Here is a 12,961-nt window from a genome sequence, read left to right as displayed (position 1 = left end):
AGAACACGTGATCACCGCACCTGGTGCTGGGACACTCGATGTTGACTGCGATCGCGTTGAGAAAATTTGGGGTATCGGCCCTGTCGATACCGCGACAGTGAGCCTTTTTCATCCTGAAGGCGCAGGTCACAGCGTGGCAGCAGCTGCCCGGAACCGCCCCTGACAGCAAGAAGCCCCTGGTAGGTGGGTTAACGACCAAGAAAACCTGCCACACCAAGGGCTCCGATGCTGTTCTACCGCTCTGCGCTGCCGTTGTCACGTCGCACCCTGAACCTGGCCGCCCGCACCATCCGCGCCCACCGCAGGAAGACCGGCTCCCGATGGCGGCGCCTTGACCTGGCACAGCAGGCCCTGCTCGTCCTGGTCCACCTGCACAAAGGAGAGCCGTTCGCGCAGGTCGCGGCCGGTTTCGGTGTCAGCACGGCCACCGCCTGGCGGTACGTGCGCGAGACCACCGGCCTGCTCGCGCACCGTGCGCCCACCCTGGAACAGGCGCTGCGCCGAGCACGGAAGACCGGGTGGGCTTTCGTAGTGCTGGACGGCACCCTGATCGCGTGTGACCGCCTGGCCGCGGACCAGCCCTTCTACTCGGACAAGCATCGTCACCACGGAATGAACATCCAGGTCGTGGCCTCCCCTGACGGTGGCCTGCTGTGGACTTCATGGTCGCTGCCCGGCGCGATCCACGATGTCAGAGCCGCCCGCTGCGGGCAGCAGCGGAGCTTGCGCAGAACGCGCCAGTTCTTCAACTGGGCCATCGCCTGCTCTCCCGGGCTGCGGAGCTTGGCGTGTTCGGAGTTGGCGTCTTTCTTCCACTGCGGCTTGCCGCGGCCCTTGAACGGGCAGAACACCACGTCCGAGAGCCCCACGTACCCTTTGTCGCCCAGACCGAGCAGGCCCGCGGCTCTGATGCGCTCGGCGATCTTCCACACCCGGGCGGCCCGGGTGTCGTGCACCGCCCCGGGCAGCGACCACGAAATCCACAGGGGTTCGCCGTCCGGGGCCGCGACGACCTGGATGTTCATGCCGTGCCGCTTGTGCTTGCCCGAGCAGAAGGGCCGGTCGGCCGCCACCCGGTCGCAGGCGATGAGGGTGCCGTCCACGATCACGTACCCCCAGCCCTTGCGGCGTGCGCGGCGTAGCCCTGTTCGAGGGTGGGTGCCTGCTCGGCGAGCAGGCGGGTGGTCTCGCGCACGTACCGCCAGGCGGTCGTGGTGCCGACCTCGAAACCGGCCGCGACCTGCGCGAACGGCTCTCCTTTGTGCAGGTGGACCAGGACGAGCAGGGCCTGCTGTGCCAGGTCAAGGCGCCGCCATCGGGAGCCGGTCTTCCTGCGGTGGGCGCGGATGGTGCGGGCGGCCAGGTTCAGGGTGCGACGTGACAACGGCAGCGCAGAGCGGTAGAACAGCATCGGAGCCCTTGGTGTGGCAGGTTTTCTTGGTCGTTAACCCACCTACCAGGGGCTTCTTGCTGTCAGGGGTGGTTCTGCGTGGTTGGTGCACGGCTGTGACCAGCAACTTCAGGATGAAAAGGGCTCCATGTACAAGATCGCGCCAACTATCTCGCGGCGGAGGTGTTTCTCCGGGCGGCCGCTTGTGTTGCCCGACGGGAGCAGGGGTTCAACCAGCGTCTACTCGTTATAGGTCAGGTCCGAAGGGTAGGTCGGCTCACGACTCATGAAGACCAGGATCACAGAGCCTGTGGCCGGAGGAGAGCGAAGTGATCGGACCGTTATCCCCTTCTCAAAAACGATCTAAAACGACCTCAAGTGAGATCAGTCCTGTAAGATCAGGAAGCCATGTCTACAGCAGAGGCAGTAAATTTATCCTCAACCTCTTGGAAGACGTCATCTTTCAGTTGTAGAAGACCAGCGTCGAAGAGTCTAGAGGTAAGGGCTTCAGTTAGGGGTGGGGGTACGGCGTTGCCAATGATTACCTGAACCTCTGTGCGAGTCAGCTCGTAGCGAGGCTTGGTCCTCTCATCAACGAACTTAAAATAGTCTGGGAACCCTTGGATGCGCGCGGCCTCATGTGCGGTCAGGCATCGAGGAAGACCCGGGTGGACAAAGCGTCCGCGACCCATTGTCGCGAAGCCACTGGTAATAGTCTGAGACGGGCGATCCCACCACAGGCGGCCATACATTGAACCATAATTGTGTTTGCCCTGGTGGCACTTGGGGCGCTCTTCGTTTGGTAGATTGTGTTCGTCGTTTTCGAAGAGATATTTCATGCGCCGCTGGTTATCCGGATTGGGTACAGCAGCTTCATCGAAAAACGACTTCGGTCGAACGTCAAGCAGGTCGCCGATCGCCCAACGCAGATCACGGGGTGCGGCATTATTGTGTTCGATCTGAAGCAGATCGGTAGCCGAAAATCCAAAAGGCAGCGCGTCTTCACGGATGGCTAAAAGTATATGCCGCTTGCGTGTCTGGGCAACCCCGAGCTTAAGTAGGTCAATACGACTAGTGGCGACATCATACCCAAGCTTCTTGAGATGAACAATGGCGCGGGCAACCACTTGCTGCTTGTCATTGACAACGGCCAGCACATTCTCGATGACGACCACTCTGGGGCGCAGAACCTCTGTGGCGCGAGCCATGCGCAGGTACAGCCGGTTCTTGGGATCGTCGCGGCGAGTGTGGTTGTTGAGGTTGCTGTGCCCCTGACACGGTGGTCCACCGATCAAGAGCTCCACCTCACCCACCATTGAGAGAGTCTCGGCCTCCCGAGCAGTCAACGAGGCGCCAAGATCACCGTCGAAGTAGGACTCGACAGGTGCTTGTTGAACGTTGGCCTTGGGGAAGTTGGCCTTGAAGACCTTGGTAGGAGCTGCCTCAAAGTCAACTGCGAGACGTACATCAAGCGAGACGTCATACTTGTAGGCTGCTTGGGCGATACCGAGGGTTAGGCCACCACAGCCAGCGAAGAGGTCCACGACGCGCAGGGGGCCAACACCCTTCTCAAACTTCGGCCGCCGCTTGGCTCGCAAAGGGTACCGCTCACCCACGTGCAACCCCACTCCACGCTTGCTTGTAGAACCGGCGGAACGAGCAGTCATCGTACTCGATCAAGGGCGGGCTCGCGTGATAGACCGACCTCTGAAGCGTTGCCTGATGTGCCGATCACGATGATTCCATGCCTCACTCTCTGGGGCCATGAGCTCCGGAACCAGCACATCAACCGCTCTCAGCTGCGGCGTTGCTACTGAGTGGTATGCGCCGGGGTTCGTAGAGCCGAGCATCCGGACCCTCAAGCCGAGCGGTGAGCAATGACGGCGTCGGTGTACTGCTCAGTGGTGAAAGCGTCCTCGCCGATACCCAGGTCCGCGAGGACGCCGCGTAGGACGGTCAGGCCTTCGGAAAGGCCATCCTCTTCAACGAGGGTCTTGACCTCGATGAAGGTCCCCTCCAGCTCGGGGACCGTCACCACGGTGACCAGGCACTCCCGCCCGGTCTCGGTGGTCAGGGGAAAGTTGGTGCAGTGCTTGGTCAGCGCCACCAGGTGCTCATAACCCAGGCCGACCAGGATGGCATCCAGAACCCGCGCGGATTCGGCACAGGTCTCGTACTCGGGTTTGGAGCCGGTCTCCTCGTCCACCGCCGGGGCCTTGTAGGTGAACACCACCCGTTCCGAACCGCCGCGCTCGCTCACCCGCACCCGCAACTCCCGCCCCTGAGCGGTCAGCGAGCGGTCCGGGAGGTCGTAGTACACGTCCCGGTACACGGCCTCCTCGCCCGGAGCACGCTCGCGCAGCGCGGCCAGCACCCGCTCCGGGTCGTCCACCCGTGCCTTCACCTCGGCCTCGATCACCGGCGGCATCCCTTCATGAGCATCACAGGAGGCGTCGCGCTCCGCACTGGAAGCCTTCACCATGCATGGAGTTACGAACCTCGAAAGGTCATCTGGTCGGGGAAGCTCCTATAGATGTCAAGTGGCTTGTAGGAGCTGTTCTTCGGTCAGGTGTGTGCGTGGTAGCCGCTGGTAGATCTCACGGGCCACGTAGCGTTTGAGGCATCGGATGACGTCCTTCTTGGACATGCCCTCGGCGGTACGCCGGACGACGTAGTCACGGGTGCGGGCGTCATAGCGCATCCGCACCAGCACGATGGTGTGCAGAGCGCTGTTGGCCTGGCGGTCACCGCCCCGGTTGAGCCGGTGCCGGTGCGTGCGCCCCGAGGAGGCCGGGACCGGGGCCGCCGCGCACAGGTGCGCGAACGCCGACTCGCTGCGCAGCCGCTCGGGGTTGTCCCCGGCGCTGACCAGCAGCTGGCCGGCGGTCTCGGGTCCCACTCCGCGCAGGGCGACCAGGTCCGGTGCGGCCCGCTTCACCAGATCGGCCAGATCGGTGTCGGCCTCGCCGATCTCAGCGCCCAGCGCCTGGTGGCGGCGGGCCAGACGGCGCAACGCGATCTGGACCGCCACGGCCGGGTCGGCCGGGTCCCCGCCCGGGCGGGACCGGGCCAGTGTGGTGATGAGTCGCCCGGTGGGCAGGCCGCGCAGCTTCTGGCGCACCGCGTCGGGAGCGGTGACGATCAGGGTGCGGATCTGGTTGATGGCCTGGGTGCGGGCCTTGACGGCCGAGGAGCGCGCGACCCGTAGGGCGCGGACGGCCTCCACGATGCCGTTCCGGGTTTTGGGTGTGCCGGTGGCCCGCCCGGACAGCACGGCAGTGGCGGCGGCGTAGGCGTCCACCGGGTCGGATTTGCCGTGGTCGCGGCGGGCTTTGCGGTCGGGTCGGTCGACCTCTACCACCGTGACGTCCTGGTCGCGCAGGTGGCGGGCCAGACCGGCCCCGTAGGCGCCGGTGCCCTCGATCCCGACGGCGGCCGGGTCTCCGTGTGAGCGCAGCCAGGCGAGTAGGCGCTGGTGGCCCTCGGGGGTGGTGGGGAAGGTTTCGGTGGCCAGGTGGCGGCCGACGGTGTCGATCACCGCCACCTGGTGGGTGTCGGTGTGGGTGTCCACGCCGCCGATGATCGTGGGGTGTTCTGTCATGCTGGGGATCGCCGTCCTTGCGTTGCGCGCGTTGGGGGTGGCACGCGCCGGCCGGGTGGACGGACAGGACAGTGATGGGACCTTTGGCCAGGCTCCTATGAGGTCACGGACACCCGGTCGGCCGCGCGTGTGGCGGCACCGCCCGGTGGGTCGACGATTCCCCATCAGGACAGCCGGGGCGTCAGTCAGGCGGTGGGTCAGACCCGCGGGCGGTGCCATCTACATCCTCACTGTCAGGCGGGGGCCGTCGTGGCTGCGGACGTGGGGGGTGTTCGGGTCCCGGGCGTCGAGGAGGCGGATCGCGTAGACCTCGCCCATGCGCTCGGACACCTCGCTGGGGGTGAGCCAGGCGACGTCAGTTGATTCCGGAGAGGGGGCGTTCGGTGCCGCTGAAGGGCTTGCAGCGAAAGACCAGGGCGACGCACCGCGGGTGGTGTTCTTGTAGACGCCGGTGAGCCGGTCCACCTTGACGTGGATACCGGTCTCCTCCCAGACTTCCCGGCACACACCGTCCTCCGGGGTCTCCGCGAGCTCCAGGACACCACCAGGGAGTTCCGAGCGGCCGTTGTCTGCACGGCGGATCACCAGGAACCGGCCGTCCTCGTCAATGACGGCTCCGGCAACCGACACCGAGTGCAGCAGCGTTGACGACCCATCTCCAGTGCGGTTACTCATGCCCAGGAGCATAGGAAGCTTGGAAGGAGCGTGACAGGTGCTTTGAGAGCGCCCCTGTCAGGCAGCGGTGCCTCCAGATCGTGACCGGGGTCGGTCGGATATCGGCGGTGAGGGATTCCGGCCTCTCGCCGACCTTCCCGCCCGGTGAGCGACGGCAGGACACTTCGGGGCCGAGAACAGCAGCCGCAGGCAAGCAGGCCCTGACCTATGGGTGGCGGGAATCAGGACCTGTCGCACGTGTTCGGTTCAGTGGCGCTCACGCAGTTTGACGCGCAGTTCCTCCACCGTTCGCGCGCTCACCGCTGGGAGCTCACCCACCGCCTCGGTGCGCCGCTTCGCGTACAGCCGCCCTACGGTGCCGTTCCACGGGTGGCACGGGCCGATCTCCCACCTGTCCCCGAACTCGGCTTGCAGCTGGTCCACGTGGGGGCGCACCAGGTCCAGGGCCCTCTCTTGCTCGGGAGTCAGCACCACGCCCGTTCGCCGCTCGGTCACAGCGTCACCTCCCTGTCGCGCAGGGGTCGGCCGATCCGGTGCGGCGGGTGCATGAGCAGCCTCTCCAGTCCGCTCACGGTGTTGGCGTGCAGGGTCGGGTCGTAGGTGCTGTGGGGGTTGAGGTTGGTCGCAACCCAACCGGAGGGGGTGCCGCCGTCACGGCTGCGCCACACCCTCCAACCCGGGTACTCGCGGTTGAGCCTGTCCAGCTCGTTTCGGTCGCTCTGGGGAGTCGCGTCGTTCATGGGAGCGATGGTGGGCCGGTCAAGGGGGTGCACTGTTCCAAGTTGGAACATGCCCGTCTCCCGAGGCCGGGAGGGTCCGTCAGGGCGCCTTGGTGAGAGAGTCCGCGACCTCGCGCCACGTGGGGAGGCTGCGGTGGGTGCCGTGTAGGAGGGTGACGTTCGGGATCTCCTCCAGCATGCGGAGACTGCGGCTCCAAGCGGGGTGGCCGCCGAGCCCGGTCCCGGCCTTGGGCACGAGGAAGGTGGGCACACCGCGCCCGATCATCTCGCACACGAGCGCGACGGCGAAGGTGTCCGCGAGCCCTAGGGCCGTCTTGTTGGTGGAGTTGAACGACCACGGGCAGGCCAGGACCGCGTCCGGAGGAGCCAGGCTCACGCCGGTGCCGGGGCGGCGGAAGTCCACGCGGACCGGCTCGCCCGTCAGCTCCTCCAGCGTGGCGAGGTCGTGGAAGCGTGTGCCCGTTGGCGTGCACAGGACGGTGACCGTCCACCCCTCGTCTTGGAGCAGGCGGATCAGGTCGGGGGCGGTCTCCTGCGGCGTGGTGGAGGCGGCCGAGAGCGTCAGGTAGAGAGTTCCCATGCCGCCCAGTCTGGTCGTCACAGGCGCATGCGCGCGACGAGGCCCCGCAGGTCCTCGGAGAGGATCCTGCGGCGGTCCTGGAGGTGGGTCGCGACGGTACGCGCGGAGGGGTGGTAGCGGGTCATCTGGGGGGCGACCCGCTCCGCTTCCACGAGCCGGGCGAGCGCCTGTCCGGTGCGGCCTTGGTCCAGATGGACGCGCGACATGTCGATGAGATGGTGTGCCCGGCGCTCCCGGGCGAGGCTGTTGAGGGCGTTCGCCGGGATGGCCGCATCCCGGCGGACCGCCTCGTCGTGATCGCCCAGCTCGGTCGCCACCGCCGCACCGTGGATCAAGATGTTGGCGGGTGAGAAGTACGTGCTGTAATCGTCCAGGTGGGGGCGCCCCGCGCGGGCGCTGATCTCGGCCGCCCGCTCGAAATGCTCCCAGGCGTTGCTGGCGTCGCCCAGTCGTCCGGCAAGGATGGCGGCCCGCAGGTGGAGCGCCCCCGACACCTCCACATCGCCGGGGCTCCCCTCCTCGATCCGCTCGGTGCACCGTTCCAGGAGCCGGACGGCCGCCGCGAGCGCACCGTGGTTCATGAGCACGAGGGCACGCCGCCACGTGATGATCAGCGGCAGGTGCGGATCACGCGAGAGGGACGCGAAGCGAGCCGCCTCCCTGAACATGGAATCCGCCAGATCGCTGTAACCCAGGCGGCGGGACAGCTCTCCGGCCGCGCAGTGGGCGTCCGAAAGCAGTCGCCACGCGCGCGGGTCGTCCGTCTCATGGGCGTGGTGCCCCAACTCCTCCATGACCGCCGGAAGCAGATCCCCGAGCTGGACGTGCCAGGCACGGCGCCGCAGTTGTTTCGCGTTCTCCACCTCCACCGCCAACGCTTCCAGCGGGCGCGCCGGACCTTCCAGCTCGGGCGGCAGGTCCGACCACGCCAGGGCGCGACGCAGGTCGGGAATGGAGCGGTGGACGCGGTCCGTCGAGGGGGTGTCGCCCCGGTAGGGCTGCCCGTACAGCTCGCTCATCTCCACCTTGAGCGCGTCCGCGACGGCTGCGACGAACGCGGGGGTGGCGACCTTGTGCCCGGCCTCGACCTGGGCGATGTGCGATCGGGCGTAGTTGGTTCGCTGGCTCAGGCCTTGCTGTGTGAGTCCGCGCCGTTTGCGGGCGCGCGCCACTCGTTTGCCGACACTCTCCGAGGGGGTTGGGAGTTCCTGCTCGGCCACGTGCTCGCCCTCCGGCCAGGGGGTGATGGCATCAGGGTAGACACGGATAGGCGAGGGGCGCGTGGAAAATCCACAAACTCCCGGATAGCGCTGCCCTACACCCCCGATTCGCAAATCCGACAATCAGGGTGGGCCCGTGACTCCGCTTGTGACTCCGCCTGTGACTGGGCCACATGGAGGGCCTGTGACTCCGCCCGATACTGGACCCATTAGAACGGCCCGCCCCTTTCGGCCCGTCAGTGCAGGTCAAAGCCGCTGCGGGTGGGCCCTTCGCAATCCAGAGACATACCCAAGTGGGCAGTTCCTCTTCACGTAGGGCGGGGCGGGCCCCGGCGGGAAAGCTCCCGCCCCGCCCCTGTGGGACGCCAACGGCAGCGATTCCGGCCGGGCGACGTACGGCATTCAGCGGGCCTGCACGTCCACATCACGCGCCAGGACCACCAACGGGTGTTCAGTGGCGCAGCGGGGCGCTGGTGGGCGTGACAGGCCCGAGTGAACGGCGCCGCGGGGCACGGCGGAAGGGAGGGGAGCGAGGGTGCTCGGGAGGTGGGAGGCACGGGCAAGACAAAAGAGCGAGCTCCGAGCAACCAGCGGGCACCTGGAACGAGAAAAGCCCAGGCCTGAGACCTTGAAAAGGGCCTCTGACCTGGGGTTTTGTGGGTAGGCCCCCAGGGGCTCGAACCCTGAACCCACGGATTAAAAGTCCGTTGCTCTGCCAATTGAGCTAGAGGCCCGTGACCGACCCGCGTGAGCAGGGCTGACGCCACCGAGGCCAGAGTCTACCGGATACCACTGCGGGCACACAGCCGAGTATCCACCGCCCGCGAACACGCGCCCTCCCTACGCCACCGGCCTTCCGCGCTCCCGACCGCTTCGGCGCGCCGTCGAGTGGCCCCTGACCTCGGTCGGGGCCCACCGGGTCCTATCCCACGAGCACGATCGCCTTGGTGTGCAGCTTGTCGCGCTCCAGGAGGGGCTGGGCCGAATCCTCGGGCCAGAACAGCACGAACCGGCCCGCCTGGCGAGCGTCGCCGGCCTCCGCTCCGGCCTCCGCTCCGGCCGCCCACCGGGCAGCGGAGTCCGCGTCGGGCATCTCGTACACCGACACGAGGTCGGTCGTGACCAGGGCGAGGCAGCCGTCATCCTCCGAGACGCACGACGACGACTCGTCGCGCGCGTCGGGGAGCGGGTACAGCGTGTCCAGTTCGGCGACGAGGGTCTGGGCCGTGTACCCGTCCGTGGGTTCCGCCGGCGCCTCTTCCGAGGAGACGCCGGGAGAGGGGGCGAGGTCCTGGCCGAGTTCGCGGGCGAGGAGGACGCCGCCGATCGTGAGAACGGATCCGGCGACGACCAGGCCGAGGCAGCCGATGCCGAGGCCGAGGGCCACCTGGGCTCCGATGGAACCGGCCTTGCCGGGAGAAGGGGCGCCGTGGGAGGGAGGGGGGTCGTGGGACACGGTGGGGCTCCGGGGGGTGGGAGCGGCGGCGCGGGTGCCGCGGGCGCTCGATATGGGGGGTGAGCGTAGCCGAGGAGGCGCGGGGACGAGAAGGCGCGGGAACACGGTCCGCCCCTCCGGGGAACGCGGCCTACGGCCCCTCCCCCGGCCGGGCTCCCCTCGGCGGCCGTACCGCGGAGCGATCATGGAGGGCACCGGCCGGAAGGCCGTCGTGACGCGCCCCTTGACCCTGACACGGTGTCAGGCCCGAACGTGGAGGTGTCATGTTCACCATCGGAGAGTTCGCGTCGATCGGCCGGGTGAGCGTCCGGATGCTCCGGCACTACGACCGGATCGGGCTGCTCGCACCCGCCCGGGTCGACCCGGTGACCGGGTACCGGTCCTACGAGGTCGGGCAGCTGACCCGGCTGAGCCGCATCGTCCAGCTGCGCGGTTTCGGGCTGGGTCTGGAGGACATCGCGCGCATCGTGTGCGACGACCCCGACCCCGGGAGGGAGCGGGAGATCCTCCGGGCCGCGAGCGCGGAGCTGCGGCGGGACATCGTGGAGCGCCGCGCCCGCCTGGACCGGATCGACGCCTATCTCCGACGCAGGGAAGGACTGCCCGCCATGTCCACATCGACCACCATCACCGCCGAGGTCCGGTGGGTCGGGCCGCAGCGGATCGCCACGCTGACGCGCGAGATCCCCGGCCCGGGCCCCGAGAACGTCGGTCCCGTGCTCGGCCCCCTCTATCCCGAGGTGGCGGGGATCCTGGCGACAGCCGGGATCGACGTCGGTCCCGGCATCGCCTTCTACCGGTACGACGAGTCCGAGGAGGCGACGGGGATGACCGTGACCGCCGGCTTCGTGGTCCCCGACGGGGTCGACGCGGCCCCCGGGCTGGAGGTCTCCACCCTGCCGGGCTGCGAGGCGGCCGTGACCACCCACCGGGGCGAGGTCGCCGGGATCGGGGAGACCTGGGCCGCGCTGGTCGACTGGGCGCGCGAGCACGACCTGGGGCTCGCCGGCGTCTGCCGTGAGGTGTACTGGACGCCCGGCGACCGCCCCCAGGAGGAGTGGGTGACCGACCTGGTGCAGCCGGTGCGACCCGCCGGGTGAAAAACCGCTGGGGCGGGGTGGGCACGTGTGTCAGGCTGCCCCGCATGAGCGATGCCCGTACCGATCTGTTGCGCCGCCAGTTCGACCTGACCTGGGGGCTGCTGGAGTACCACCTGGACCGGCTGGTCCCCGAGGACGTCCTCTGGGAACCGGCCGGCCTCTGCTGGACGATGCGCCCGGAGGGCGACGGTTGGTCCCCCGATTGGGCCGACACCGAGCCCGATCCCGTGCCGGTCCCCACCATCGGTTGGCTGAGCTGGCACATCGGCTGGTGGTGGGAGGTCACCCTCGACCACCTGGCCGGCCGGGTCCCCCGGGACCGGGAGGCCGTGGACTGGCCGGGGCCGGAGGGTGTGGTGGCGCGGCTGGTCGGCCTGCGGGAGGAGTGGACGCGGGTGCTGCCCACCGTCGACCTGGACGCGCCCGCCCCCTTCCCCTGGCCGGAGGGGTCCGGGATGACCGTGGCGGACACCGCGGCGTGGGTCAACGCCGAACTGATGAAGAACGCCGCCGAGATGGGTCAGCTGCGGATGCTGCGCGCCGTCTCCTCGCCGGGATCGTAGACGCGCTCGGGCGTCCCGGGAGGCTCCCGAGACGCTCCCGGGAGGAGCGCCGCCCGGCCTCGGGGGGAGGGCGCGCGTCCCTGTGTGGAGAACGGTGCGGACGGTGCGCGTTCCGGCCGGGTGAAGAACGTCGTTCCCTCCGCGATCCCCACGGCCTCGGTTCCGGTCCGTCGTGACGGGCCGTTACGATCCGTTTCCTCGAAGAGCGTGATCTCAGGGAAAGAGGTGGATCCGTGGACTTTCGCACCCTCACCGCGCGGGTCGGCGCGGTGGCCGACCGTTACGCGGAGCGGCACGGCATCGAGCGGGACTCCGCGTGGTTCATGCTCAAGCTGCACGAGGAGGTCGGCGAGCTGACCGAGGCGTTCCTGGCCATGTCGGGCGGGACCCGCACCAAGGGCCGTACCCCGGAGGAGATGGCGGCGGGGTTCCGGTCCGAACTGGCGGACGTGTTCTGCCAGCTGCTGCTCCTGGCCGACCACCATGACGTGGATCTGCTCGCGGAGGTCGACGCGAAGTGGTCGTCCCGCCTCCGGGAGAGCCCCGACGGACCCGACGGACCCGACGGAACCGACCGCCCGGACGGACCCGGTGAAGATTGAACTCCGACTTCTCGGATACCGAAAGGAAAAACCTTTTCTCTTCCGCCTTCCGACTTTCTCCGATAACGCCGGGGGGCACCGGGAGGACGACGTGGAGCACCGGGGCGCACGGAGCGCGTGGAGCCCGAACCCCCTTCTGGTACGGGGTTCCAGTGTAAACATCCCACCTTTACGGTTCGTGTGAAACTCGACACAAAAATAATCCGCCAAAATCCCAGGTGAGCACAGACGACCCGTGCCAGGACCCGCGCGACAAAGGCCGAGTGACGCGACCCTTGGGACGCTTGTGCACTAAAGTCTTCTTCACCATGAGGGAAACAGCGGCACACGCGCCCGCGGACACCCTCGCCCGGCCGGTCCGACCCGACAGCACCGAGCTGGCCCGAGCCCTGTCCGCGCAACTCGGTATGGACCTGGCGCCGCGTGAGTTCACGCTCGCGGACGGCACCCGGATCGGCGTCGACTGCGCCGACGGGGATCCACCGAGCCTGCTCGTCCAGTGCTCGCCCTTCTCCGGTCAGATGAAGTCGTCACAACGCAACAAGGTCATCGCCGACGCCTTCAAGCTGTCCTGGCTGCGCGACACCCACTTCCCCCGAGCCCGGGTGTTACTGGTCCTGGGCGAGCCCCTGGCCAAGCTGTTCGGTCGCGGTGCCTGGCTGCCCAGCGCGTTCGCCACCCACCGGATCACGGTCGCGCTCCTGGACCCGGAGAACCGTGTGCGCATACTCGATATCGGTACGTGACGGAGCCTTCATGCAGAGTTAATCGAAGCTCCTTAGCGTCTCACCTCGTCACATGAACCCCGCGGGCCGTCGATCCCCTCTTCCACCCGCTCTCCATCGCCTGTCCCCGGTCCGTCGTGCCCGGGGACCGACACCCGGAGGGTGCCTCCCGTGGACTTCCCCCTTACGACGGCCGGTGTCACCGGCCCCCGCCCCCGCTCCCCCCTCGGTTGATCGCCTTGCGCACCATCGACGTGCCCTCGATCGCGACCGTGTGCGACCATGTGCGCACAGATCATGAGGAGCGGG

General features: G+C 68.0%; 13 protein-coding genes, 1 tRNA gene and 2 pseudogenes. 5 read left to right on the top strand and 11 right to left on the bottom strand.

All coding sequences use genetic code 11. From position 1 onward, the window contains the following. Window positions 1–225: 225 nt before the first annotated feature. A pseudogene (locus RM479_RS00790) lies at window positions 226–705 on the top strand (transposase family protein); the annotation flags it as partial. Here the strand turns inward: RM479_RS00790 and RM479_RS00785 are convergent. From RM479_RS00785 to RM479_RS00735, 11 genes and pseudogenes are all read right to left on the bottom strand, one after another. Next, window positions 603–1,411 (bottom strand): annotated as a pseudogene (locus RM479_RS00785) (transposase family protein). The pseudogenes RM479_RS00790 and RM479_RS00785 overlap by 103 nt on opposite strands. 377 nt (window positions 1,412–1,788) lie before the next feature. Further along, on the bottom strand, window positions 1,789–2,934 hold the full coding sequence (locus RM479_RS00780; protein ID WP_311509727.1) for a DNA cytosine methyltransferase: 1,146 nt from the start codon (window positions 2,932–2,934) through the stop codon (window positions 1,789–1,791). Window positions 2,935–3,248: 314 nt separating this feature from the next. Continuing rightward, entirely contained in the window at window positions 3,249–3,818 is a 570-nt protein-coding gene (locus RM479_RS00775) for a class IV adenylate cyclase (protein ID WP_311509725.1), read from the bottom strand. 108 nt (window positions 3,819–3,926) lie between these two features. Beyond that, window positions 3,927–4,991 carry an IS110 family RNA-guided transposase gene (locus RM479_RS00770; RefSeq protein ID WP_311509724.1) on the bottom strand — a complete coding sequence of 355 codons (1,065 nt, stop codon included), beginning with the start codon at window positions 4,989–4,991 and terminating at the stop codon, window positions 3,927–3,929. A 219-nt stretch (window positions 4,992–5,210) separates the two neighbouring features. Beyond that, window positions 5,211–5,666: an NUDIX hydrolase gene (locus RM479_RS00765; RefSeq protein ID WP_311509722.1), complete on the bottom strand. Its 456-nt coding sequence runs from the start codon at window positions 5,664–5,666 to the stop codon at window positions 5,211–5,213. A gap of 246 nt (window positions 5,667–5,912) precedes the next feature. Next, the gene (locus RM479_RS00760) at window positions 5,913–6,161 is read right to left on the bottom strand and encodes a hypothetical protein (RefSeq protein ID WP_311509720.1); all 249 of its coding nucleotides are present in this window, start codon (window positions 6,159–6,161) and stop codon (window positions 5,913–5,915) included. Further along, the gene (locus tag RM479_RS00755) at window positions 6,158–6,406 is read right to left on the bottom strand and encodes a hypothetical protein (RefSeq protein WP_311509719.1); all 249 of its coding nucleotides are present in this window, start codon (window positions 6,404–6,406) and stop codon (window positions 6,158–6,160) included. The genes RM479_RS00760 and RM479_RS00755 overlap by 4 nt, the downstream gene beginning before the upstream one ends. A 79-nt stretch (window positions 6,407–6,485) precedes the next feature. Further along, the gene (locus tag RM479_RS00750) at window positions 6,486–6,986 is read right to left on the bottom strand and encodes a flavoprotein (RefSeq protein WP_311509718.1); all 501 of its coding nucleotides are present in this window, start codon (window positions 6,984–6,986) and stop codon (window positions 6,486–6,488) included. A 17-nt stretch (window positions 6,987–7,003) separates the two neighbouring features. After that, the gene (locus RM479_RS00745) at window positions 7,004–8,206 is read right to left on the bottom strand and encodes a helix-turn-helix domain-containing protein (protein WP_311509717.1); all 1,203 of its coding nucleotides are present in this window, start codon (window positions 8,204–8,206) and stop codon (window positions 7,004–7,006) included. Between the two features lie 661 nt (window positions 8,207–8,867). Further along, window positions 8,868–8,940, bottom strand: a tRNA-Lys gene (locus tag RM479_RS00740). A 188-nt stretch (window positions 8,941–9,128) separates the two neighbouring features. Then, window positions 9,129–9,662: a hypothetical protein gene (locus RM479_RS00735; protein WP_311509716.1), complete on the bottom strand. Its 534-nt coding sequence runs from the start codon at window positions 9,660–9,662 to the stop codon at window positions 9,129–9,131. Window positions 9,663–9,925: 263 nt separating this feature from the next. Between RM479_RS00735 and RM479_RS00730 the strand changes: the two genes are divergently transcribed. The 4 genes from RM479_RS00730 to RM479_RS00715 all read left to right on the top strand — a co-directional run bounded on the left by RM479_RS00730 (window position 9,926) and on the right by RM479_RS00715 (window position 12,673). Further along, a complete protein-coding gene (locus RM479_RS00730; RefSeq protein ID WP_311509715.1) occupies window positions 9,926–10,762 on the top strand; it encodes a MerR family transcriptional regulator in 837 nt (278 codons plus the stop codon). A 44-nt stretch (window positions 10,763–10,806) separates the two neighbouring features. Continuing rightward, the gene (locus RM479_RS00725; RefSeq protein WP_311509714.1) at window positions 10,807–11,325 is read left to right on the top strand and encodes a DinB family protein; all 519 of its coding nucleotides are present in this window, start codon (window positions 10,807–10,809) and stop codon (window positions 11,323–11,325) included. A 233-nt stretch (window positions 11,326–11,558) separates the two neighbouring features. Further along, window positions 11,559–11,927 carry a nucleoside triphosphate pyrophosphohydrolase family protein gene (locus RM479_RS00720; protein WP_311509713.1) on the top strand — a complete coding sequence of 123 codons (369 nt, stop codon included), beginning with the start codon at window positions 11,559–11,561 and terminating at the stop codon, window positions 11,925–11,927. Window positions 11,928–12,235: 308 nt separating this feature from the next. Then, the gene (locus RM479_RS00715; RefSeq protein ID WP_311509711.1) at window positions 12,236–12,673 is read left to right on the top strand and encodes a hypothetical protein; all 438 of its coding nucleotides are present in this window, start codon (window positions 12,236–12,238) and stop codon (window positions 12,671–12,673) included. The last annotated feature ends 288 nt before the right edge of the window (window positions 12,674–12,961 follow it).

Source organism: Nocardiopsis lambiniae (genome assembly GCF_031845465.1).
Lineage (GTDB): Bacteria > Actinomycetota > Actinomycetes > Streptosporangiales > Streptosporangiaceae > Nocardiopsis > Nocardiopsis lambiniae.
Note: the sequence above shows the minus strand (reverse complement) of the source record. Positions and strands in the feature narration are given on the sequence as shown.

Coding starts and splice junctions, on each gene's coding strand:
- RM479_RS00775 (WP_311509725.1), bottom strand. CDS start 3,818: ATGCCGCCGGTGATCGAGGCCGAGGTGAAGGCACGGGTGGACGACCCG.
- RM479_RS00770 (WP_311509724.1), bottom strand. CDS start 4,991: ATGACAGAACACCCCACGATCATCGGCGGCGTGGACACCCACACCGAC.
- RM479_RS00765 (WP_311509722.1), bottom strand. CDS start 5,666: ATGAGTAACCGCACTGGAGATGGGTCGTCAACGCTGCTGCACTCGGTG.
- RM479_RS00755 (WP_311509719.1), bottom strand. CDS start 6,406: ATGAACGACGCGACTCCCCAGAGCGACCGAAACGAGCTGGACAGGCTC.
- RM479_RS00750 (WP_311509718.1), bottom strand. CDS start 6,986: ATGGGAACTCTCTACCTGACGCTCTCGGCCGCCTCCACCACGCCGCAG.
- RM479_RS00730 (WP_311509715.1), top strand. CDS start 9,926: ATGTTCACCATCGGAGAGTTCGCGTCGATCGGCCGGGTGAGCGTCCGG.
- RM479_RS00725 (WP_311509714.1), top strand. CDS start 10,807: ATGAGCGATGCCCGTACCGATCTGTTGCGCCGCCAGTTCGACCTGACC.
- RM479_RS00715 (WP_311509711.1), top strand. CDS start 12,236: ATGAGGGAAACAGCGGCACACGCGCCCGCGGACACCCTCGCCCGGCCG.